Origin of the sequence: Streptomyces sp. SudanB52_2052 (genome assembly GCF_964272415.1) — a bacterium.
Lineage (GTDB): Bacteria > Actinomycetota > Actinomycetes > Streptomycetales > Streptomycetaceae > Streptomyces > Streptomyces olindensis.
The window spans coordinates 7,723,568-7,745,044 of record NZ_OZ186796.1 but is presented as its reverse complement, the minus strand read 5'-3'; the positions used below and the strand labels follow the sequence as shown (position 1 = coordinate 7,745,044).

The 21,477-nt window shown below is 73.9% G+C and carries 19 protein-coding genes; 2 read left to right on the top strand and 17 right to left on the bottom strand.

Annotated elements, in window-relative coordinates; all coding sequences use genetic code 11:
• Positions 1-78: 78 nt before the first annotated feature.
• From ACSUPV_RS34825 to ACSUPV_RS34810, 4 genes are all read right to left on the bottom strand, one after another.
• Positions 79-420 carry a hypothetical protein gene (locus ACSUPV_RS34825; RefSeq protein WP_436949203.1) on the bottom strand — a complete coding sequence of 114 codons (342 nt, stop codon included), beginning with the start codon at positions 418-420 and terminating at the stop codon, positions 79-81.
• A gap of 207 nt (positions 421-627) precedes the next feature.
• Positions 628-1,086 (bottom strand): hypothetical protein, encoded by a 459-nt coding sequence (locus ACSUPV_RS34820; protein ID WP_031115040.1) that lies wholly within the window; start codon positions 1,084-1,086, stop codon positions 628-630.
• Positions 1,087-1,132: 46 nt separating this feature from the next.
• Entirely contained in the window at positions 1,133-4,129 is a 2,997-nt protein-coding gene (locus ACSUPV_RS34815) for an AAA family ATPase (RefSeq protein WP_436949202.1), read from the bottom strand.
• Positions 4,126-5,289 carry an exonuclease SbcCD subunit D gene (locus ACSUPV_RS34810; RefSeq protein WP_436949201.1) on the bottom strand — a complete coding sequence of 388 codons (1,164 nt, stop codon included), beginning with the start codon at positions 5,287-5,289 and terminating at the stop codon, positions 4,126-4,128. Before ACSUPV_RS34810 ends, ACSUPV_RS34815 begins: the two co-directional genes overlap by 4 nt.
• 196 nt (positions 5,290-5,485) lie before the next feature.
• Here ACSUPV_RS34810 and ACSUPV_RS34805 point away from each other — a divergent pair, with 196 nt between their 5' ends.
• Entirely contained in the window at positions 5,486-6,310 is an 825-nt protein-coding gene (locus ACSUPV_RS34805) for a class I SAM-dependent methyltransferase (protein WP_382614285.1), read from the top strand.
• Positions 6,311-6,356: 46 nt separating this feature from the next.
• Here ACSUPV_RS34805 and ACSUPV_RS34800 read toward each other — a convergent pair whose 3' ends face one another.
• From ACSUPV_RS34800 to aztB, 10 genes are all read right to left on the bottom strand, one after another.
• The gene (locus tag ACSUPV_RS34800) at positions 6,357-8,117 is read right to left on the bottom strand and encodes an ABC transporter ATP-binding protein (RefSeq protein WP_436949200.1); all 1,761 of its coding nucleotides are present in this window, start codon (positions 8,115-8,117) and stop codon (positions 6,357-6,359) included.
• Positions 8,114-9,853, bottom strand: a complete 1,740-nt coding sequence (locus ACSUPV_RS34795) for an ABC transporter ATP-binding protein/permease (protein ID WP_436949199.1) — start codon at positions 9,851-9,853, stop codon at positions 8,114-8,116. The genes ACSUPV_RS34800 and ACSUPV_RS34795 overlap by 4 nt, the downstream gene beginning before the upstream one ends.
• Positions 9,854-9,923: 70 nt before the next feature.
• The gene (locus tag ACSUPV_RS34790; protein ID WP_037768517.1) at positions 9,924-10,727 is read right to left on the bottom strand and encodes an ABC transporter ATP-binding protein; all 804 of its coding nucleotides are present in this window, start codon (positions 10,725-10,727) and stop codon (positions 9,924-9,926) included.
• A 17-nt stretch (positions 10,728-10,744) separates the two neighbouring features.
• Entirely contained in the window at positions 10,745-11,752 is a 1,008-nt protein-coding gene (locus ACSUPV_RS34785; protein WP_037768515.1) for a FecCD family ABC transporter permease, read from the bottom strand.
• A complete protein-coding gene (locus ACSUPV_RS34780) occupies positions 11,749-12,879 on the bottom strand; it encodes a FecCD family ABC transporter permease (protein WP_436949198.1) in 1,131 nt (376 codons plus the stop codon). The genes ACSUPV_RS34785 and ACSUPV_RS34780 overlap by 4 nt, the downstream gene beginning before the upstream one ends.
• Before the next feature lie 59 nt (positions 12,880-12,938).
• Positions 12,939-13,919 (bottom strand): ABC transporter substrate-binding protein, encoded by a 981-nt coding sequence (locus tag ACSUPV_RS34775; protein WP_436949197.1) that lies wholly within the window; start codon positions 13,917-13,919, stop codon positions 12,939-12,941.
• 162 nt (positions 13,920-14,081) lie between these two features.
• The gene (aztD, locus tag ACSUPV_RS34770; protein WP_037768511.1) at positions 14,082-15,281 is read right to left on the bottom strand and encodes a zinc metallochaperone AztD; all 1,200 of its coding nucleotides are present in this window, start codon (positions 15,279-15,281) and stop codon (positions 14,082-14,084) included.
• A gap of 74 nt (positions 15,282-15,355) precedes the next feature.
• Positions 15,356-16,315, bottom strand: a complete 960-nt coding sequence (gene aztC, locus ACSUPV_RS34765; RefSeq protein WP_382614295.1) for a zinc ABC transporter substrate-binding protein AztC — start codon at positions 16,313-16,315, stop codon at positions 15,356-15,358.
• Entirely contained in the window at positions 16,312-17,553 is a 1,242-nt protein-coding gene (locus ACSUPV_RS34760; protein ID WP_037768507.1) for a hypothetical protein, read from the bottom strand. The genes aztC and ACSUPV_RS34760 overlap by 4 nt, the downstream gene beginning before the upstream one ends.
• Positions 17,554-17,574: 21 nt before the next feature.
• On the bottom strand, positions 17,575-18,432 hold the full coding sequence (gene aztB / locus ACSUPV_RS34755; protein ID WP_037768505.1) for a zinc ABC transporter permease AztB: 858 nt from the start codon (positions 18,430-18,432) through the stop codon (positions 17,575-17,577).
• Between the two features lie 14 nt (positions 18,433-18,446).
• Here aztB and aztA point away from each other — a divergent pair, with 14 nt between their 5' ends.
• Positions 18,447-19,190, top strand: coding sequence for a zinc ABC transporter ATP-binding protein AztA (gene aztA, locus ACSUPV_RS34750; protein WP_037768502.1), 744 nt, complete (start codon positions 18,447-18,449; stop codon positions 19,188-19,190).
• 19 nt (positions 19,191-19,209) lie between these two features.
• Here the strand turns inward: aztA and ACSUPV_RS34745 are convergent, their stop codons facing one another.
• The 3 genes from ACSUPV_RS34745 to ACSUPV_RS34735 are packed head-to-tail and all read right to left on the bottom strand — an operon-like array spanning position 19,210 to position 21,386.
• Positions 19,210-19,836, bottom strand: coding sequence for a YigZ family protein (locus ACSUPV_RS34745; protein WP_037768499.1), 627 nt, complete (start codon positions 19,834-19,836; stop codon positions 19,210-19,212).
• 27 nt (positions 19,837-19,863) lie between these two features.
• Positions 19,864-20,406, bottom strand: coding sequence for a SixA phosphatase family protein (locus ACSUPV_RS34740; RefSeq protein WP_031115045.1), 543 nt, complete (start codon positions 20,404-20,406; stop codon positions 19,864-19,866).
• Positions 20,403-21,386, bottom strand: a complete 984-nt coding sequence (locus tag ACSUPV_RS34735) for a hypothetical protein (RefSeq protein WP_436949196.1) — start codon at positions 21,384-21,386, stop codon at positions 20,403-20,405. The genes ACSUPV_RS34740 and ACSUPV_RS34735 overlap by 4 nt, the downstream gene beginning before the upstream one ends.
• Between the last annotated feature and the right edge of the window lie 91 nt (positions 21,387-21,477).

Here is a 21,477-nt window from a genome sequence, read left to right as displayed (position 1 = left end):
CATGGGGCGGACCGTGCGTCCGCGCCCGGGCCATGGGCACGCGGCAGCCGTGACGTCGGTCGGCTGCGAGCGAGTGGTCTAGATCCGCCACCGCGACGTGACTGCGAGCGCCAAGCGGCCGGTGCGTGCGCTGCGACGTCTACGGCGTTCACGCCGTACGAGGGGCCTCGCGACCGCCACGGTCACGGCGAGGAGGACGACGGCCAGCGCGCCGAGGGCACGTTCCTCGGTCGGCTGGGCCGCGGTGCGCACGATCATGTCCGTCGCGCACTCCTCGCCCCCGTGGGGAGCGTGGGGGCCATGAGGGTCCTCGTCCACCGCCGTCGCCATCGCCGTAGCCGAGAACGCGGCAGGCGCGGACACCGGCTCGTGTGTCTCCTCGGACACGCCGTGCAGGACGGCGCAGAGCACGAGCGCCATCACTAGGGCGCCGCGGATCACCGCAGCCAGGCGGCGGGACGGTGATGAGCCGCATGGCGCCCGTAGGGCGTGCGCGGGTGTACGGGAAGGGGGCGACACGGGTCCTCCGCGCTGCTGCCACGGCTCCGGCAAGCACGGAGTGAGGGGCAGACATGGCAGACGTGGGTGGGGGGCAGGAACGGGTTCGACGGACGGAACCGCGTTCCTCTAGACCTGCCGCACCACGGAGGCCGCTCTGAGCGCCACGGGAGGCTCACCGTCCATGGGACCGCCGGCGGCCGGCCCTCGAACGGTCGAGGCGTCCCGGGGACCGGTCGATGCGCGAACCGCCGTTGCACAGCAGGGCGATGCCAGGGCGGGAGCCTGCTGAGGCTGCCCGGACACGCAGTGCTCGCCGGGATGTGCGGGTCCGTGGCCCTCGTGGTGATCGTCGGTGTCCGCGGCGGAGAGCACCGCGGGCTCGACGGCTGCTTGGCGGACACCGCCGTCCGACGGTGCGGTGACGGCCGTTGCGCTGGTGGAAAGGTGTCCCTGCACGCTGTCCACGTGCATGCCGTGCGTGACGAGGACGCCGGCCAGGAGCACGGCCAAGGTCAGCACGCGCAGCAGCGGACCCGCACCCGAGCGGGTCCTGACGATGCGCCAGGGCGACCAAGCCGTAACCATGCCGTGATCCTAGCGGCTCACCGGAAGTGATCGAGTCCGAGGTCCCTCAGCCGGTGCCGCGCTGCCGCAGCACCGAGCCCGACCTGCCCTTGACGACCTCCAGCTGGGCGTGGATCCGCCGCCGCAGGTCGGGCACATGGCTGACGATGCCGACGCTGCGGTCTCGCTCGCGCAGGGAGTCGAGGACGTCGAGGACCTCGTCGAGGGTCTGGTCGTCGAGGCTGCCGAAGCCCTCGTCGATGAAGAGGGTGTCCAGCCGCACCCCGCCCGCCTCGTCCGTGACGACGTCCGCGAGACCGAGGGCGAGGGCGAGGGAGGCGAAGAACGTCTCGCCGCCCGACAGCGTCGCCGTGTCGCGTTCGCGGCCGGTCCACGCGTCGACGACGTGCAGCCCGAGTCCGCTGCGGCCGCGTCCGGTGCGGTCGTCGGAGTGGACGAGGGTGTAGCGGCCGGACGACATGCGCCGCAGCCGCACCGTCGCGGCGGCGGCGACCTGCTCCAGCCGGGCGGCCAGCACGTACGACTCCAGGCGCATCCGGCGTTCGTTGTCCGCCGAGGTGCCGGCGGTGAGGCCGGCCAGGCGGGCGACCCGGTCGTACTCCTCGCGCAGCGGCCCCAGTCGGCGCACGGCGGCGGTCGCCCGGGCGGACAGCCGGTCGAGTTCGGCGCAGCGCCGGCCGGCGGCGTCGTGGGCGGAGGCGGCGTCGCGCAGGCGGCGGGCCGCGTCGTCGGCGGCCCGCTGGGCCGCGTCGACGTCCGCGGGCGGCTGCCCGGCGGCGGCCGCGGTGTCGGCCTCGGCGAGGACGGCCCGTACGGCGGCCTCCTCGCTCTGCCAGGCGTCCAGCCGCCGTTGCAGCTCCCGGTGGGCGGCGGCGTCGAGGAGGGCGGCGGCCGCGGCCTGCGGGGTGTCGAAGCCGGCACGGAAGGCGGCGTCGGCGAGCCGGGCGTCGGCGTCCTTCAGCCGCTGCGCCGCGTCCTCGGCGGCACGGGCCGCGTCGGCGGCGTCCGAGAGCAGCGCGGCCTGCCGCTGCAACTGCGCGGCCCGCGCGGCGACGCTGTCCAGGGCACCCCGCGCCCGGTCCAACTCCTCTTCCAGCACGGCCCGTTCGCGGTCCAGCCGGTCCCGGTGACCGACCCGGGAGGCGGTCCGCACGGCGGCCTCCTGCCGGGCGGCGACACGCCGTTCGTGCTCCTGCCCCGCCTGCCGCAGCCGCTCCTGCGCGGAGTGCAGTTCGGCGGCGGCGCCGCGGGCGTGCGCATACCGCGCCTGAAGCTCCTCGACCTCGGCGGCGAGCCGGTCGGTGGGGGTGTCACCGGCCTCGGCGGTGGCGGCGGCCAGCGCCTCCCGTACGACGCCGAGGCGCCGCTCGGCCTCGGCGCGCTGTTCGTCGGCCCGCTGGTGGGCGGCGAGGGCCTGGTCCTCCGCCTCGCGGTCGACATGCCCGGCGACCTTGCGGGCGGGCGCCGGATGCTCGGTGGCGCCGCAGACGGCGCAGGGCTCACCGTCGGTGAGGTGCGCGGCCAGTTCGGCGGCGATACCGGTCAGGCGCTGTTCCTTGAGGTCGAGCCAGTGCTGCTTGGCGCGCAGCGCCTGTTCCCGCGCGGTACGGACCTGGTCGACGGCCTCGTCCGTGTCCTGGGCGAGCTGGTCGCGCAGCCGGGCCGCCTTGAGTCGTTGCTGCGCGGGCTCGCGCTGTACGGCGAGCTGTTCGGCGAGGGAGGCGGCCTGCTGTGCGGTGTCGACACGGGCCTGGAGGGCGGTGCGCGTCTCCTCCCAGCCGTCGAGCCAGGCCTCGGCCTCGTGCAGGAGGTCGGCGTCGGCGCGCTCCTGCCGGTCCAGGCCGGCGCGTTCGTCGAGGAGTTCGGCGAGCCGCCGTTCGGCGCGGCGGGCCGAGTCCAGTCCGCCCAGTTCCTCCGCGGCGCGGCGGGCGGCGGTCGCGAGTCCGGCCGCGCCCGCGTCGGCGAAGCTCTCGGGCAGCCGTGCACGCGCGCGTGCCTCGGCGGCGGCGGTGCGCCGGTGTTCGGCGTCGGCGGACTCGCGCAGCTCCAGGGCGGGCGCGACCGCCTCGGCCTTGCGGGCCCGCTCCATGAGGGCCTGCGCCTCCCGGTACGCCTGCGCTCCCTCCTCCAGACGCGCGGCCCGTTCCCGGGCCTCGGTGAACCGCCGCTGCAGCCGGGCCAGTTCGCGTGCGTCGTCCAGAACGCGGGCGGCCGCGGCGTGCGCGGACTCGGCGGCGGCGAGCCCGCACTCGGCGACGGTGAGCTGTTCCCGGGCGGTGCCGCGGGCGACGGCGGCCGCGCTCAGCACGGCCTCGGCGAGTCCCGGTTCACCCGGGGCGAGGTCCGGCAACTCCATGCCGTCACCGGCGGCCTGCTGCATGCGGTGCGCGTCGGCCAGCAGCTCGGCGTCGCCGTCCCGCACCTGGGCCTCGGTGGCGCGGCGGCGCTCGGCGAGTCGCTTCTCCACGTCGGCGAAGCGACGGGTGTCGAACAGGCGGCCGAGCAGCTTGCCGCGGGCTTCGGCGTCGGCGCGCAGGAACCGGGCGAAGTCGCCCTGCGGCAGCAGCACGACCTGGCAGAACTGCTCCCGGCTCATGCCGAGCAGCTGGGTGATCTCCTCGCCGATCTCCTGGTGGGAGCGGCTGAGGTCCTTCCAGGTGCCGGCCGTCGCGTCGTACTCCCGGAGCCAGGTCTGCGCCTTGTCCAGCGTCGTGCCCGTCCCGCGTTTCTTGGGGCGTTCCCAGGGCGGCTGGCGGGTGATCTCCAGTCGGCGCCCGGCGACGGAGAGGTCGAGGGTGACCTCGGTGCGGACCGTGGGGGCGGCGTGGTCGCTGCGCAGTGTCGCGCCCTGTCCGCCGCTCTGCCGGGCGCCCGGCACCGAGCCGTACAGGGCGTAGCACACGGCGTCGAGGACGGACGTCTTGCCGGCGCCGGTCGGGCCGTGCAGCAGGAACAGGCCGGCCGCCGACAGTTCGTCGAAATCGACGCTCTGGGTGCCTCCGAAGGGCCCGAAGGCGGTGAGCGTGAGCCGGTGGAGCCTCACCGGGCCACCTCCCGCACCGTCTCGTCGGCCCGCACGGCGTCGAACGCGTCCCGCAGCACGCCCTGTTCGCGGGCGTCGGGTCCGGCGCCGCGCACATGGGTGACGAAGTCCTCCGCGATCTGCTGGTCGCTGCGCCCGGCGAGGCGGCGGGCGTACGACACCTCGGTCTCCTCCCGGTCCCGGTCGGGGTCGAAGAGGAGGCTGAGCGTGTGCGGGAAGCGCTCGCTGAGCCGGGCCATCGGGTCGGCCGGGCGGACCGGGTCGGTGAGCGTGGCCTCGACCCACGCGTCCTCGTGGCGGGCCAGCTCCGGGTCGGCGAGCAGGTCCTCCAGCGTGCCGCGGATCCGGGCCAGGGGGCGCGGCACCGGGCAGTCGACGCGCTCGGCGTCGATCGAGCCGTCGGCGGCCAGGTCGACGAGCCACATGCTCTTGCGGTGGGCGGCCTCGGAGAAGGAGTAGGGCAGCGGGGAGCCGGAGTAGCGGATCCGGTCGGTGAGGGTCTGGCAGCCGTGCAGATGCCCGAGCGCCACGTAGTCGACGCCGTCGAACACGCCGGCGGGCACCGCGGCGACGCCGCCGACGGTGATGTCGCGTTCGCTGTCGCTGGGTTCGCCGCCGGTGACGAAGGCGTGCGCGAGGACGACGGAGCGCGTGCCGGGCGCGCGGGCGGCGAGGTCGGCGCGGACCCGGTCCATGGCGGCGGCGAGCACGGCCTCGTGCCCGGGCTTCTCGACACCGAACTCGTCCTTCACCAGGGCGGGTTCGAGGTACGGCAGTCCGTAGAAGGCGACGTCCCCGTGGGCGTCGGGCAGCACCACCGGGGTACCGGCCGCCGACGGCTCGGTCCTCAGATGGATGCCGGCCCGTCCGATCAGGCCCGCTCCGACGCCGAGACGGCGGGCCGAGTCGTGGTTCCCGGAGATCATGACGGTCGGCACACCGAGGTCGGCGAGGCGGTGCAGGGCGTCGTCGAACAGCTCGACCGCGGCGAGCGGCGGCACCGCACGGTCGTACACGTCCCCGGACACGACGACCGCGTCCACGGCCCGCTCTCGCACGGTGGTGACGAGGTGGGCGATGAACTCGGCCTGGGCGCCGAGCATGTTCACCCGGTGGAACGCCCGGCCGAGATGCCAGTCGGAAGTGTGCAGCAGTCTCATGAAACCGCACTGCCCCGCACGTCTGCCCCCACTGCACCTCCAGAACCAGCACGAACCCACACGGGGCTCGCTCTCAACGCCTGCCACGCTAACGCATGGCGGCCCCCGACCCGGTCGAGGCTGCCGGACCCGGACACTTAATAATGGATCCCATTTTCATATAGAGTCATGGGCCCACCCACGAGGAGGTCGCCCCATGACGGAACACGCCGTGCGCCTGGGCACCGTCCAGGAAACGCTCCTGATCCCCCTGTACGGCCGGGCGGTGGAGAACCGCAAGCCGGAACCCGCCCTGCGCGACCCGAGGGCGGAGGAGATCGTCGCATCGATCGACTACGACTTCAGCCGCTTCGACGACCAGCCCAGCCTCTTCGGCTCGGTCCTGCGCACGAGCCTGTTCGACCACTGGATCACGGACTTCCTCACCGCCCATCCCACCGGGACCGTGGTGGAGATCGGCACCGGACTCAACACCCGCTTCGAACGCGTCGACAACGGCCGCGCCCGATGGTTCGACCTGGACCTGCCCGACGTCATCGACCTGCGGCGGACCTTCTTCAGCGACGCCCCGCGCAGGACGATGGTGGCCGGCTCGGTGACGGACGAGGCATGGGCCGACGCGGTCTCCGGGACGGAGGGCCCGTACTTCTTCGCCGCGGAAGCCGTACTGCCCTACCTGGAGGAGGCGGAGGTCCGGGGTGTCGTCGACCTGATCTCCGAGCGTTTCCCCGGCTCGCTGCTGGCCCTGGACACCAACGGCCCCTGGGTCGTCGACAACCAGGACCAGCACGACGTGCTCAGCAAGGTCGAAGCGCGCTTCCGGTGGGCCTGTGCGGATCCGGCCGAACTCAGCACGTGGCGGCCCGGGACGCGGGTCCTCGCCTCGCACACGCTCGACGCGCTGCCGTCCCGGATGTTCGAGGCGTTGCCGGGCACCTGCCGGCAGATGATCACCGACCTTGCCGGGCGGAACCTGCCGCACGTCAAGGCCTACCGGCTCACCCTCGTTCAGCTGCCGTGATCGGCGGGCGCCGGCCCACGAGACCGCGTCCCGTGGGCCGGCGGCGTCAAGGCGACGTGACGGCCAGGACTCGGTTGAGTGCGCTGTCGGGGCGGGCGGTGAGTTCGTCCCAGGTTCCTTCCTCGGAGATACGGCCGGCTTCGAGGACGGCGACGCGGTCGGCGCGGCGGATGGTGGCGGGGCGGTGGGCGATGACGATCGTGGTGCGGTGCCCCTTGCCGAGCGCGGTGGCGAGCCGGGCGTCCGAGGCGTTGTCCAGGTGGGCGGTGGTCTCGTCGAGCACGAGGACCCTGGGCTCCGCCAGCAGGGCGCGGGCCAGGGCGACGCGGGCGCGCTGACCGCCGGAGAGGGTGGCGCCGCGCTCGCCGACGAGGGTCTCCAGGGGGGCGATCCGGTCGACGCCGCACAACCGGGCTGTCGCGGCCAGCAGTTGCTCCTCCGCACCGGGGGCGCTGAGGAGCAGATTGTCGGCGAGGGTTCCGTGGAAGAGGGGGGTGTCCTGACCGACCACGGCGACGGCGCCGCGGAGCTGGGCGTCGGTCAGGTCGCGCAGGTCGACGGGGTCCTCTCCGTCGGGCACCAGCTGGACGGCTCCCGCGGAGGGATCCCAGAAGCGGGCCAGCAGGTGTGCGCAGGTCGACTTGCCCGCCCCCGAGACACCGACCAGGGCGAGAGTCTGCCCCGCCGGAACCGTCAGATCGACGCCGTCCAGCACGGGTCGGCCGCCGTAGCCGAAGCTCACCCGGTGCAGCCGGACGCCCAGTGGGCCCGCGGGAAGCGGGCGGGGTGAGGCGGGCGGCGGGGCGAGCGCCGGGGCTTTCAGGGCCGCGTCGACGCGGGCGGCCGCGGCGCGCAGACCCACGGCCTGGCTCAGTGCCCGGGCCGACTCGGCGACCGGGCCGAGCACTGACACGGCCAGTGCCATCGCCGCCGGGGCCCATGCGCCATGCAGCCGCCCGGAGGTCACGGACTGGGCCGCGGTGGCCACCACGCCGAGGACCGCGAGGACGATGAGGGCGTCCCGGACAGCGGCGGCCATGGCTTCCCAGGTCGCCTCGGCCCGCTGGGCCTCGCCCACCTTCCGGCCCTGTTCGGCGAGACGGGCGCGCCGCTCGGCGAGTCCTCCGAAGGCGAGCAGCTCGCGCAGCCCGTCGACGGTTTCCACGGTGTCCGCCGAGAGTTTCGCCGAGGACGCCCGGGTACGGGCTCCCCGCACCGCACGTCCGCTCGCATCGGCGAAGGGCGCCGCGGCGAGCAGCGCGGCGACCGGCAGCATCGCCATGAGCAGCCACGGCTCGACCGTGGCCAGTGCCGTGACTCCACCGGCGAACACCACGCCGGACGCGAGGAGTTGGGCCGTGGTGTGGGCGTAGAAGAACTCCAGGGCCTCGACATCGGCCATCGCGGTGGCGGCGAGGTCTCCGCTGCGCTTGCCGGCCACCCGGGCGGGTGCGCTGCGGGCGAGCCCGTCGAAGATCCGCACGCGCAGTTCGGCCAGCACCCGGTAGGCCAGGTCGTGCGAGAGGTCCATCTCGCGCCAGGTCATCAGGGCGCGGACGAGGACCAGGACGACGAGAGCGGTGACCGTACCGGCCAAGGGGGCCCGGCCCTCGATGACGGCGGTGCCGACGGTGTGCGCGGCCAGCGTCAACAGGGTGACCAGCGAGCCCTGTTCGACGAGGGCGGCGGCGCAGGTGCGGGCCATCATGGCACGGTGCCCGGCGAGGGCGGGCAGCAGGGCGCGCAGTGAGCCGCGTGCGGGCACGGCGGTCAGCTCGGCCGTGGTGCTGTCGGTGGTGCTGCTCATGCGGCGAGCCCTTCTTCGTGCGTGCGGCCCGCCTTGACGAGGTCGGCGTAGACGCCCCCGGCCTCGACGAGGGTGGCGTGATCGCCGATGGCATCCACGCGCCCGCCGTCCAGCACCACGATGCGGTCGGCGTGCCGCACGGCGGCGAGCCGGTGGGCGACCAGCAGGACGGTGCGGCCGCCCACGGCGTCGAGCAGTTCGCGGACGATGCCGGCCTCCCGGCGTTCGTCGACGGCGCTGGTGGCCTCGTCGAGGACGAGGACCGGAGCGTCGGCCAGCAGGGCGCGCGCGAGGGCGAGCCGCTGGCGCTGGCCGCCGGACAGGGTGGCGCCGCGTTCGCCGAGGACGGTGGCGTAGCCGTCGGGGAGGGCGGCGATCTCGTCGTGGATGCCGGCGGTGCGCGCCGCCCGTACGAGTTCCTCGTCCGTGGCCGCCGGCCGGGCGAGGCGCAGGTTGTCGGCGATGGTGGCGTGGAAGAGGTACGTCTCCTGGGAGACGACGGCGATGCTCCGGCGCAGCGAGTCGAGGGCGTACTCGGTCACGGCGCGGCCGCCGATGAGGATCCGGCCCTGCTGCGGGTCGCGGTGGCGCAGGAGCAGGGCGAGCAGCGTGGACTTGCCGGCGCCCGACGGGCCGACGACGGCCGTGGTGCGCCCTGCCTCGGCGGTGAAGGTGACCTGGCGCACGGTGGGTTCCTGCGCGCCCTCGTAGGTGAACTCCACGTTGTCGAAGCGCAGTTCGGGCGGGGCGGACCGGCGCGCCTGTGCTGTTCCCGTGTCGGGGACCGCCGGTTCGGCCGTGCGCAGCGCCGCGAGCCCGTCCGCGGCCGACACACCCAGGTACCCGGCGTGCCACTCGCGGGACAGGTCGCGCACGGGCCGGAAGCACTCGGAGGCCAGGAGCAGCACCAGATAGGTGCCCGTCGCCGTGGTGGATCCGGTGACGGCCGACCAGCAGCCGAGCAGCGCGGCGGCCACGACGCCGCCCTGGATGGCCAGATCGGTCAGGCCGGTGTCGACGAGCGACACGCGGAGCTTGGCGACGGTCGCCCGGTGCAGGGCCGCGGAACGCTGCTGAAGCCGTTTCCGGGCGCGCCCGACGGCGCCCGCTGCCCGGAGGGCGGGCATGCCCTGCAGCGCCTCCAGGTAGTCGGCGCCGAGAGCTTCGTAGGTGTCCCAGTGCTCCTTGCCGCGCTTGGCGAGGAGCCGGTCCCAGGCGCGCGGCCCGGCGAGGGCGAGCAGCAGGGCGGGGACGAGGCCGAGGAGTGCGCGCGGTTCGACGACGGCCAGGGCGGCGAGCAGCAGGGGCGGCACGGTGAGGGTGATGAGGAGCTGGGGCAGGTAGCGGGAGACGTAGGCGTCGACGCCCTCCACCCCGTCGACGAGTGTGGTGCGGACGGCCCCGGCGCGCGCGGAGGTCAGGTGTGCGGGTCCGAGCCGTCCGAGGTGGACGAGGAGTTCGTCCCTGAGGCGCACCCTGACCTGTGCGCCGGCACGGCCGGCGGTACGTCGCTGCCACGTGCCGAGCAGGGCCCGGGCGGCGACGACGCCGAGCACCGCTCCGAGGAGCAGGGGGAGCCGGTCCGTGTCGCCCCGGGCCAGGCCGGCGAGGGCGACGGCGAGCAGCGCGGCCTGCGCGAGGTGCGTGAGGGTGACGGCCCCCTGCAGGGCGGCGGCGGCCAGCAGAGGCCGCCGGGCGTGCCCGGCGGCACGGCGCAGCTCGGGGTGGGTGATCACGGGTCCTCTCCTCGGAGTGATCGCAGGGGCGCTCGACGAGCGCGTGGGAGCGGGTGGCCGGGGGCGGGTGTCAGACGCCCTCGGTGAGAGGGTGGTCGGGGTAACACACCGGCCAGCCGCCCTCGGGATCCTGGCCCACCCGGCCCGCCACCCTGAGGACGTCCGCCAGCAGTCCGGGCGTGACCACCTCCTTCGGCGTCCCGTCGGCCACCACGCGGCCGTCCCGCAGCGCCACGATCCGCTCGGCGAACCGGGCGGCGTGCGCCAGGTCGTGCAGCACCATCACGACGGTGAGACCGCGCTCCTCGCGCAGCCGCACCACGGTCTGGAGCACATCGAGCTGGTGATGCAGGTCCAGGTAGGTGGTCGGCTCGTCCAGCAGCAGGACGCGGGTGTCCTGGGCGAGTGCCATCGCGAGCCGGACCCGCTGCCGCTCGCCCCCGGACAGCGCGTCGACGTCGCGCTCGGCCCAGTCCTCCACGCCGACGTCGCGCAGGGCCCGCCGCACCACGGGGTCGTCGCCCTCGCGCAGCATGCCGAGCGGGCCCCGGGCCGCGTACCGCCCCTGCCGTACGAGCTGCCGTACGGTCATGCCGGGGACGGCCGGGGCCGACTGGTGCAACAGCGCGACGCGCCGGGCGGTGGCGCGCCGGGAGAGCCCGGCGAGGTCGTCCCCGCCGAGCAGGACGCTTCCCTCCTCGGGCCGGAGCAGTCCGGCCGCCAGCCGCAGCAGGGTCGACTTGCCGCAGCCGTTGAGGCCGATGAGGGCGGTCAACTGACCCGGCTCGACGGTCATGTCGACGCCGCGCAGCACGGGCCTGCCGGGGTATCCGAAGCGAACCCCCTCGACGCGGATCCCTACGGGCTCGGTCATGTTCCCCTCCGTCGACATCAGAACGTACGGCTCGGCGCGCGGCGCACGACGACCATCAACAGCGCGGCTCCGAGGCAGGTCGTGAGTGCCCCGACCGGCAGGGTGAGCCGCCCGAAGTCCAGGGCGGCCGCCAGCAGCCGTGACAGCAGTTGCGCCGCCGCGTCCGACCCGCACACCACGGCCGCCCCGACCAGGGCGGAACCGGGCAGCGACACCCGCAGGTCCGCGCCGAACACGGCCACGGCGACATGCGGCACGAGCAGTCCGACGAACCCCAGCGCCCCCACGGCGGCCACCGCTCCCGCCGTCAGCGCCACCGCGCACAGCAGGGCGAGGGACCGGGCCCGTCCGGTGGCCAGCCCCGCGGCGGCGGCGAGTTCGTCCCCGCAGCGCAACAGCGTCAGGGGCCCGGCGAGCAGCCACGCCGCGGCACCCCAGGCCAGCGCCCAGGGCCACAGCAGGTGCCAGTGCTGCCACACCCTGCCCTCCGTCGTGCCGACGAGCCACTGCACGACGCTGCCCAGCTCGCCCGGCGCGACCAGCAGCACCATGGCGGTCAGCCCGCCGAGCACCGCCGATACGAGGACCCCGTGCAGGGCGGTCTGTTCCGGGTCGCCCCGGCCGCGTCCGGCGAGCAGCCACAGCAGGGTGGCCCCGGTGCAGCCCCCCACGCACGCGGCGACGACCACCGCGAGGGGAGATTCCCAGCCGGCGAGGCCGAGGCCGGTCGCGGTGACGGCTCCGAGCACCGCGCCCGGCGTCACACCCGTGACCTCGGGTCCGGCCAGGGGGTTGCGCAGAGCTGACTGCAGGACCAGGCCCGCGACTCCCAGGCACGCTCCCGCGCCGAGGGCCACCAGCAGCCGGGGCAGCCGGAGTTGGAACACGATGTGCCGTTCCGTCGCGTCGCCGCCTCCGCCGAGCACGTCCGCGACCACGGACGGGGACAGGCCCCGCCCAGCCAGCAGTTCGGCGCAGGCGCACACGACGACGAGCGCGACGAGCGCCCCGAAGCGCCGGTTCATCGGGCCTCCCCCGCTTCGGCCGCCCAGCCGGGTTCGCCGCCCGGCTCCTGCCGGTGGCCATGCCCGGGGGTCTCCGGGGAGGGTTCCGTCCCGCGCGGGCCCGGCGGTTCGAGGGACACGGCAGCGGAGCCGGCCGCTCGTCGCGGAGCAGTCGGTCTCCGGCGGCCCGACCGGAGCAGGGCGACACCGGCCGGCACACCGAGCAGGGCCGTCCAGGCGCCGACCGGTGTCTCGACGGGCACCAGGGCCAGCCGGGCCGGGATGTCGGCGACGGCCACCACGACCGCACCCCACGCCGCCGACCACGGCAGCCAACCCACCGCGGTCGCACCCGGGTTGAGCCGTCGGGCCAGGTGCGGGGCGAGGAATCCGACCCAGGCCACGGGCCCGCACACGGCCGTCACGGGCGCGATCAGCACGATGGCGATGGCCAGCGCCGCCAACCGTGCCCGCTGCGCCCGGACGCCCAGCGCCTCGGCGTCCTCGTCCCCCAGCCGCAGCACCGAGAGCACCGGCGCGCACAGCACGAGCGCGGGTACCGCGACGAGCAGCCACGGCCACAGCCCGGTGACGTCGTCCCAGGTGCGGGCGGAGAGGGAGCCGAGCAGGTAGCGGTAGATCAGCTGAAGGTCGAGCTGGTCGGCCATCACCATGAGCACGAGCAGCGCGGCCTGCAACGCGGCGGCGACCGCGGCACCGGTGAGCAGCACCGCGGACGGGCTGCGCCCGAGCCCGGCCGCGAGCAGCGTGAGTCCGCCGCCGAGCACGGCGCCGCCGATCGCCAGCAGCGGCTGGACGGCGGCGGGGATGGACACCGCCAGCACCAGCGGTGCGGCGACCCCGAACGCGGCTCCCGACGACACCCCCAGCATCTCGGGGATGGCCAGGGGATTGCGCAGCGCCTCCTGCAGCACGAGCCCTGCGGCACCCAGGCAGGCCCCGGCGGCCAGCGCCAGCACCAGCCGGGGCAGGCGCAGTTCGGTGACCACGATCCCGGCAAGGGTGGAGTCGGCATCCCGCAGCGCGCCGGGCAGCCGGTACAGCTGCACATAGGGCGTGCCCAGGCTCAGCGCGCAGCCGGATGCGACGGCCACCAGGGAGACCAGCAAGGGCAGTTGCCACGGCACAGCCCTGCGCCCCCGCGTGGTCACGTCGTCCGCTGCGGCCTCGGTCGCAGGGGGCGCGTTCACCGCAGCGCGGCCGTGGCCTCGTCGAGGACGATCCCCAGCGAGCGGGTGCCGCGGCCCTTGGCCCACACCTCGGAGTTCACCTCGTGGACGTCCCCGTTCTGCACGGCCGGGATCTTCCCCCACAGCGGGTTCCGGGCCAGCTTCTCCGACAGCTTGCCGTCCGCCTCACCGAAACTGATCGTCTCGGAGAAGATCACGTCGACGTCGGCCGCGAGGATCTCCTCGAGGCTGTAACTCCCCTCCACGCCCCGCGACTTCCAGGGGTAGTCGGCCAGCTTGGGGAACAGGCTGGCGGCCACGTCCGTCTCCGGGGTGGCGACGCCGAAGTTCTCGTCGCTGCCGTAGATGACGATCGCGGTCTTGTCGCTCCTGGCCCGCTCGGCCTCGGCGAGCTTGGTGCGGAAGGCCTTCTCGGCCTTCACTCCTTCGGCGGTACGGCCGGTGAGCGCCGCGGTGTCGCGCAGGTAACCCACGCTGTCCTGCCAGGTCTCCGGTTGCATGGGCCAGAAGGTGGTCGCGCCCTTCAGCGCCGGGGCGAGTTTTCCGTGGGTGTCCTCGAGGCCGATCACCAGATCGGGCTTGTGGGAGAGGATCGCCTCCACCTCGGGGGCGATGAAACCGCCGGGGATGACGTCGACTTCCTTCGCCTTCTCCTCTCCCAGGAAGCCGGGGTGGGCCAGGAGCGCGTTGTTCGTGGCCGTGGGGACGATGCCCAGTTCGGTCAGGATGTCGTCACAGAGCGCGAAGAGGCAGACGATGCGCTCCGGTTCCTTCCGCAGAGAGATCCTGACGCCGTTCGTGTCCGTCAGCTCCCGCGTGGCCTCGATGGGTTCGACGGTGACGTCGGTCCTGGGCCCGGCCCCGGCAGCGCGCCGCTCGCTCGCGGGTTCGGCGGACGCGCCGCATCCGGCCAGGACCGACCCCACTACCGCTGCGGCGACGCAGCTTCGGACGAATCTCGACGGTGCGCGCAGCATCGTTCCCTCGCTTCTTCCTTGACGGTCCCCGGATCCCAAACATACCTGATAATCATTTTCACTTGACCTGTTTTTTACGGGGCGCGGTGGTCCGGTTCGCGCAGCGGTGGGGCACCCGCTGCGCGGCACACGGCAAGGTCGTCCGGCTCGGGCTGGTGCGGATCAGTGCCCCGCGACCACGCCGGACAGTTCGTTCGTGCTCTTCGGCAGCGTCACCGACGTGATCTTCTCGCCCGACTCGATGTCGACGGCGTGCAGCTTGCGCTTGCCCGGCTCGGAGACGTACGCGGTGTGGTCGCGGACGAAGAGGGTGGGCCGGGCCTGCTGCCAGTCCAGCGGCTCCTGCCACTTGTCCACGACGGGGATCTTCTTCTCCACCTTGCCCGTTTCCGGGTCGATGACGTGGAGGGTGCCGTTCGTGCCGAGGACGAGTGCCTCACCGTGGGGTCCGCGGCCGAGCGAGCGAAAGGAGTAGCTGGTACCCAGGTCGACCAGGCGCAGCTTCCCGGTCTCGGTGTCGATGAGCGAGATGCGGGTCGGCCGCTCCAGTTCTGCCTCCGGGTCGGTCTTGTAGTCGCCCAGGAGGATCGGCGAGGCGTCGCTGCCCCGCTGGTTGCCGATGCGGCCGTAGTCGTCGGGGGCGTCCACCTTGGTGAACTCGCCGTCCTTGTAGATGAGCACGCCGTCCTCGCAGCCGACGGCGACGGCCTCGCCCTTGGCCGCGGCCTCCCCGTGCACGCCGGGGCAGTTCTCGTTGCGCTTGATCTCCTTGTTGTCCTTGTCCAGGACGAGGGCGCCGGTGCGCTTCTCCTCGGTGCCCAGGGTGCTGAGGAGTTCACCGTTGCTCAGTTCGATGGCGACGCCGTGGTGCGGTTCGGCGGAGGTGTAGGTGCGCCCCTCCGGCTTCTTGCCGCCCGCGAGGTCGTCGGGGTCGAACACGTTGACTTCGCCGGTTCCGTCCGTGAAGAGCACCGTCTTGCCGGCGTGCTGGACGACGTGCCCGGGCTTGGCGCCCTTGTACTCGACGCCGGTGAAGGTCTGCTCGGCGGCGTTCAGGACGCGGAAGCCGGCGTCGGTGGAGACGATGACGTGGGAGTCGTCGCCGGCAGGGTTGAGCCGGTTGAAGCCGGGCAGCTCGATCGTGGCGGCCGTCTTCAGGCTCTCGCCGTCGAGGACGTACAGGCCGCCGTCGAACGTGGCGACCAACGGGTCCTTGACCGCCACGGCCTTGGTGCCCGGCGTGTTCTTGGCCTGCGCGTCGGACGAGGAGGTGTCCTCCCCTCCGCAGGCGGTCAGGACCGCGGAGGCCGCCAGGGCGAGGGCCGTGCCCGTGAAGGCTCTGGTGCGTATCGACTTGTTCACCGGTGTGATCCTTTCTGGGCCGCGCGGGCGCGGCGTGGGGTGCGGTGCTTGTGTTCAGGGGGTGAGGGACGGTCTCAGGCGCCGGTCAGGCCGTCGGTCATGGCGGTGGTGTTGGCGCGCATCATCTGCAGGTAGGTGCCGGCGCCCTTGCCCTGCTCGGTCAGCGATTCCGAGTAGAGCTCCACGACGCGCACCTGGCCGCCCAGTTCGGTGCGCAGGACCTCGGCCAGCCGCTTGGGCTGGGAGGAGTCGGCGAAGACGGTGCGCACTCCCGCCTCGCGCATGGCCCGGGTGAGCGAGCGCAGGTCGGAGGAGCTGGGCGAGGCCAGCGTCGTACCGCTCGGGATCACCGCGCCGACCACCCGGAAGCCGAAGCGTTCGGCGAGGTAGCCGAAGACGTGGTGGTTGGTCACCAACGCCCGCCGCTCTTCCGGGATGCGGTCGAAGGACTTCTCCATCCAGGCGGTGAGGTCGGCGAGTCGGCCGTCGTAGCGGTCGGCGTTGGCGCGGATCGTCTTCTCGTCCACGCCGTCCACGTGCTCGGCGACCTGATCGGCGATCAGGCCGGCGGCCTTGCGTACGCGGTCGGGGTCGGTCCAGAAGTGCGGGTCGGGCTGCCCGGCCTCCTCCTCGGGGCCTCCGTCGTCGTGCGCCTGGAAGGTGAGCGGGTCCGCCGCCTTGCCGGCCTCGAAGGTGGGCACGCCGGACTCGCGGGCGGCCTCCACGTGCCGCAGGACGTTCTCCTCCAGGCCCAGCCCGTTGAAGACCACGAGGTCCGCGCGCTCCAGTTCGGCGGCCTGCACGGCCGACAGACCGAAGGAGTGCGGGTCGGCGTTGGGTTTCATCAGCACGGTGACGTCGGCCTGGTCGCCGACGATCTCGCGGGTGATGTCGCCGAGGATGTTGGTCGTCACCACGACCCGGGGCCGGTCGTCGCCGGCCGTGCACGCGGTCGCCGCACCGGCCGGGACGAGGGCGAGCAGGGCGAGGAGGAGGCCGCGCAAGCGCCGCGGCCGTCGGGGCTGTCTCGTCATCGTCCGGTCTCCACCATCAGCGCCGGCACGATGTCCAGGTCGAAGGTGCGCGCGACGCGCAGGTTGTCGTTGTAGTCGATCTCGTACACGCGTTTCCCCTCGGGGTCGTTGAGGTAGGCGCGGCTGCGATCGACCTCGATGACCGGTCCCGTCTTCCCGTCGGCGCCGGCGTCCAGGTCGCCCTTCACGAGCGGCTTCGTCTCGGAGACCTGCTTGCCGGTGGCGATGTCGTAGCCGTGGAGCGACCCGTCGGTCTCCAGGACGATCAGGACGGAGCCCTCGCCCGCGGTGTTGGCGGAGACCACGGGGCCGGTGTTCACCCTCGTCCACGCGCGCTCGGTGACGTCCAGAACCCACACGGCCCGCTCACCCGCCGGTGCCGTGAGCGTGTCGCTGCCGGGCCGGTGGCGGAAGGCCGTGGCGCGTTGCCCCGCGGGTACGTCGTCGCCGTACGGGGTCTTCTCGGCGGTGAACGTGCCGTCGTCCTCACGGACGAGGAGGGCGCCGTCGGAGCAGCCGAGGACGGCTCCGCGCCGGGTGACGGCGTCTCCCCGCGGGTCCTCGCACCGCGCGTCCGGCGACGCGACGCGCCTGCCCTCGCGGTCGTACACCACGAGCTTCGCGGAGCCCTTCCCGTCGTCGGTGAGGCCGAGCAGGTGCTCCGCGTACGGCACGACAGCTTCCGCGTGGGTTCCGGGAAGCGTGCGGGGGGAGCCGACCTCGCCCTTCTCCAGTTCGGCCCGGCGGTAGGTCCTGGCCCGGCCGTCCGCGTCGGTCACCGCGGTCACGGCGGCGTCGCCGCGCACGCGCGCACCCGGGCCTCCGGGCAGCCGGCCCACGTCACGAATCCGCGCGCGGTAGTAGTGCACGTGGTCGCCGTGGTCCACCATCCAGGCGCCGCTGTCGAGGACGTGCGTGCCGCGCGGGGTGTGGAAGTAGCCGAACCGGCCGTCCGTGGTGAGGTGCGTGGTGTCCGTCGTCCGGGACACCTCGTGCACCTTTCCGGTGATGAGGTCGAGGACGCGGGTGTCTCCGCTCCCCGGGTCGTTGAGAACCAGCCGGGACTGCTGCTCGGCCCTCTCCTGCGCCCCTTCGACGTACCCGTGCGGAGCGGCGGACGTGGGAGTCGCTCCCCGGGCGGACGGATCGGCGTCCTGCCCGGCGCAGCCGGTGGCGAGCAGTGCGACGGTCACGAACGCGGCCGACGCCCAGGGAGTGCGGTTTCTGCGGACGAACAAGGGGATCGCCTCGGGTTTCTTTCAGTCGGTCGCCGCGGCGTCAGCACCGGCGAGGCGCGCACGACGGTGGCCGCGGAGACCGGAAGCCAGATGGGAGAGGAAGAACAGGGCCACCGCGAGGGCGGATACCGTCGCGCCGGCCGCGGTGCTCAGATGCCAGGACAGCAGCAGGCCGCAGAAGGTGGCGGTGATGCCGAGCAGCGCCGCGAGGGCCATGACACCCCGCACACTGCGCGCCCACGGCAGCGCGGCGGCCGGCGGGGCGATGAGCAGGCCCAGGACCAGCAGCGTCCCCACGATGTGAAAGGAGGCGACGATGGCCAGCGCCAGGAGACCGAGCAGCACCGCGTGGGCCAGGCGGGGGCGCAACCCGAGCGTCCGGGCCTTGCGCGGGTCGAAGGCCAGGGCGAGGAAGGCCCGGTGCCCGAGGACCGACACGGCCAGCGCCAGCAGCAGCGCCACGCCCAGCAGCACCAGGTCCTGTTCACGGACGGCGAGGACGTCACCGAAGAGGAACCCGGTCAGGTCGACAGCGAAGGACTGCGAGCGCGACACGATGATCACGCCGAGCGACAGCATCCCCACGAACAGCAGGCCGATACCGGTGTCCTGGGAGAGCCGCGGGGTGCGGCCGAGTGCGGTGACGCCGGCCGTCATCACGGCCGCGCTCAGCAGCGCCCCCACCAGCAGGTTGCCGCCGAACAGCGCGGCGAGCGCCACTCCGGGCAGCAGCCCGTGGGACATGGCGTCACCGAGGAAGGCCATCCCCCTGAGCACCACCCACGTGCCGGCCAGGGCGCAGATCGCCGACACCAACATCCCGCCCCACAGGGCCCTTTGCACAAAGGTCACCTCGAAGGGGCCCGTCAACCAGTCCATGTAAACACACTATAATGAAAATCATGTTCAACTCATCCCCACGTTCGCCCGCTCCCGCCCGGAACAGAACGCCCCGCATCCGCTTCACCGGACTCTGCGCCGGATATCCGGGCCGCCCCGTCCTGCATCAAATCGACGCAGAGATACCGGCGTTGGCCACCACGGCACTGGTCGGCCCGAACGGCAGCGGGAAGTCCACCCTGCTCGGAGTGCTGGCCGGTGTGATCCACCCCACGTCAGGCGAGCTCCACCACGAGGGCGACCGGCCACCCGCGTTCGTCCCGCAACGCGGCGCCGTCGGAGACGCGCTGCCGTTGACGGTCAGACAGACGGTGGAGATGGGGCGCTGGGGCGAACGCGGTCCGTGGCGCCGGCTGACCCGACAGGACCGCGTCACCGTCGACACGGCCATGGAGCGACTGGGCATCGCCGGCCTCGCCACCCGTCAGCTCGGCGAGCTGTCCGGCGGACAGCGACAGCGCGCCCTGATCGCCCAAGGGCTCGCCCAGGAGTCGGACCTGCTGCTGCTGGACGAGCCGACCACCGGCCTCGACCCCGAGGCACGAGAGCGGATCGCGACCCTCCTGACGGAGCTGGTCACCGACGGAGTGACCGTCGTCCAGGCCACCCACGACCTGGAAGCCGCGCGCGCGGCGCACGCCTGCCTCCTGCTCCGCGACGGCCGCCTGGCAGGCCGGGGAAGCCCCGAGCAGCTGCTCACCGCCTCGACGCTCACCCAGCTCTGGCAACCGGCGTGACGCGACCGCCCCTTGACACTCAGGCGTCGCCGTACGCCTCCCCGCCCAGGTCGAAGCGGGCGGTGCCGGCGGTCGCGTCCGCGAGCCAGGCGCGGGCGGCGTCCACGTCCGCGTCCGGCAGGGCGATCTCGATCGTGACCGCCTCCCCGTAGCGGACGTCCCGTACCTCGCGTCCGGTGGTGCGCAGGTCGTTCTCCAGCTTTCCGGCCCGCTGGTGGTCGACGGTGATCGTGGCGAGGCGGTACCTGCGGCGGGTGCGCGTGCCCAGGGTGTCCAAGGCCTCGCCCACGGCCCCGCCGTACGCGCGGATGAGCCCGCCCGCGCCGAGCTTGACCCCGCCGTAGTAGCGGGTGACGACGGCGACGACGTACCGCATGTCGCGGCGCAGCAGCATCTGGAGCATGGGGACGCCGGCGGTGCCGCCGGGTTCGCCGTCGTCGCTCGCCTTCTGGACGGAGGCGTCGGCGCCGATGACGTACGCCCAGCAGTTGTGGGTGGCGTCGGCGTGCTCCTTGCGGACCGTGGCGATGAACGCCTGGGCCTCCTGCTCGGTGGCCGCCGGGGCGAGGGCGCACAGGAAGCGGGAGCGGTTGACCTCGGTCTCGTGCACGCCCGCGTGGGCGACCGTGCGGTATTCGTCCTGCATCCGGCCAGCCTATGCGCGGGCCCGGGGCTACTTCTTCGCGCCCCGGGGCACGGTCACGGACGTGAGCAACGCCGTGCCGGGGGCGAGCGCCCGCCAGGTGGCGCCGCGCCAGGACAGGACGGCGATCGCCGAGGTGGGGAACTTCGTGCCGACCCGTTCCAGGGTGTCGTCGAGGCCGTCGCCGGCGAGCGCCAGGACCAGTTCCTCCAGGCCGGGGTTGTGCCCGATCAGCAGCAGCGTCTCCACTTCGGCGGGTACCTCGTGGACGACGGCCAGGAGGCCGGGGGCGCCGGCGGCGTACAGGCGCCGGTCGAACCGGACCGGCGGGGGCGTGCCCCACTCGGCCGCGGCCAGGTCCCAGGTCCGGCGGGCGCGTACGGCGGTGGAGCACAGGGCGAGGTCCGGGAGGCAGTCGGCCTCGGCCAGGGCACGGCCCGCGGCGGGGGCGTCCCGGCGGCCGCGCGGGGCGAGCGGGCGCTCGTGGTCGGTGACGTCCACGGGCCAGGCGGACTTGGCGTGCCGCAGCACGACCAGTCGGCGCAGGGGGCCGGCTCCGGCACGCTCGATCATGAGAGGGATCCCAGGTCACGGGTGAGTTCGAGGCCGAGGAGCCGGTCGGCGTAGGCGTACGTCTCGAAGCGGGCGCCGTCCGGCAGGTCCGGGTCGGTCTCGACGTGGCGCAGCACGTCCAGCACCCCGGGCACGTCCAGGTCGTCCTCCCAGGCCGCGCGCAGCCGCCCGCGCACCTCGTCGGGCACCGGCCGCGAGGGCCGCCGCGCCCAGCGGGCGACGGCGCGCCGCCAGCGGGCGAGGGTGACACCGGCGTCGTCGAGACCGGCCGCCTCCAGTTCCACGGGAGCGCTGTGGTGCCGGGCGAGCAGCGCGAGCCGCAGAACGGCGGGGTCGCCGCCCGGCTTCTGCGGGCCCGCCGATGCCGCCGATGCCGCCGATGCCGCCGAGCGACTGTGCGACGGGCCCCGCTCCGCCGGCCGGCCGTGCGGCCCCTCACCGCCCCTCGCGCCCGGTTCCGGCGAGCCACCGGCCGAGCCGCCCGCTTCCGCCGGCTCACCGGCCGGCGCACCAGGGGCTTCCGGTCCCCCCGGCCCATCGACCGACGCGCCCCACCTCCCTGGCCCATCGACCGGCGCGCCCGTTCCCCCTGCCCCGTCGACCGGCGCGCCGGGATTCCCCCGCCGCACGGGCGCGACGGCGATCCGTACTCCGTCCGGTGGTGCCTCGGCCTCCCCGGCGACATGGATGACCTGGGACTCACCCAGGCCCGCGCCGACGTCGGCACTGTCCTCGAAGGGGCGGATGCCGAGCGTCGCGGCGCTCGCCCGCAGCTCCGCCTGCCGACGGCCGCCGGTCAGCATCGCCCACACGGGGGTGCCGCCGAGTTCCAGGGCCCGGATGAGCAGGTCCGCCACGAGCAGCACCCTCAGGTCCGTCGTGTCGGAGTCGGACGCGTGGACTTCGACACGGGTCAGTCCCCGGCGGGCGGGGGCGGCGTCGACCGGCTCGCCGGTACGGGCGTCGATGATGCGCAGCACGATGCGAGCCTAGGCGGGCGGGCGGACACGCGCAGGCCCGCTCGGCTTTTTTCGGTCACTGTGGCGAAATCGCTCCACCAATGGCGTGCAG

Bases quoted from the DNA above. Each gene is read 5' to 3' on its own strand.
- ACSUPV_RS34820 (WP_031115040.1), bottom strand. From the start codon at position 1,086: ATGGTTACGGCTTGGTCGCCCTGGCGCATCGTCAGGACCCGCTCGGGT.
- ACSUPV_RS34810 (WP_436949201.1), bottom strand. From the start codon at position 5,289: ATGAGACTGCTGCACACTTCCGACTGGCATCTCGGCCGGGCGTTCCAC.
- ACSUPV_RS34775 (WP_436949197.1), bottom strand. From the start codon at position 13,919: ATGCTGCGCGCACCGTCGAGATTCGTCCGAAGCTGCGTCGCCGCAGCG.
- ACSUPV_RS34805 (WP_382614285.1), top strand. From the start codon at position 5,486: ATGACGGAACACGCCGTGCGCCTGGGCACCGTCCAGGAAACGCTCCTG.
- aztA (WP_037768502.1), top strand. From the start codon at position 18,447: ATGAAAATCATGTTCAACTCATCCCCACGTTCGCCCGCTCCCGCCCGG.
- ACSUPV_RS34790 (WP_037768517.1), bottom strand. From the start codon at position 10,727: ATGACCGAGCCCGTAGGGATCCGCGTCGAGGGGGTTCGCTTCGGATAC.
- ACSUPV_RS34745 (WP_037768499.1), bottom strand. From the start codon at position 19,836: ATGCAGGACGAATACCGCACGGTCGCCCACGCGGGCGTGCACGAGACC.
- ACSUPV_RS34800 (WP_436949200.1), bottom strand. From the start codon at position 8,117: ATGAGCAGCACCACCGACAGCACCACGGCCGAGCTGACCGCCGTGCCC.
- ACSUPV_RS34740 (WP_031115045.1), bottom strand. From the start codon at position 20,406: ATGATCGAGCGTGCCGGAGCCGGCCCCCTGCGCCGACTGGTCGTGCTG.
- ACSUPV_RS34825 (WP_436949203.1), bottom strand. From the start codon at position 420: ATGGCGCTCGTGCTCTGCGCCGTCCTGCACGGCGTGTCCGAGGAGACA.
- aztB (WP_037768505.1), bottom strand. From the start codon at position 18,432: ATGGACTGGTTGACGGGCCCCTTCGAGGTGACCTTTGTGCAAAGGGCC.
- ACSUPV_RS34785 (WP_037768515.1), bottom strand. From the start codon at position 11,752: ATGAACCGGCGCTTCGGGGCGCTCGTCGCGCTCGTCGTCGTGTGCGCC.
- aztC (WP_382614295.1), bottom strand. From the start codon at position 16,315: ATGACGAGACAGCCCCGACGGCCGCGGCGCTTGCGCGGCCTCCTCCTC.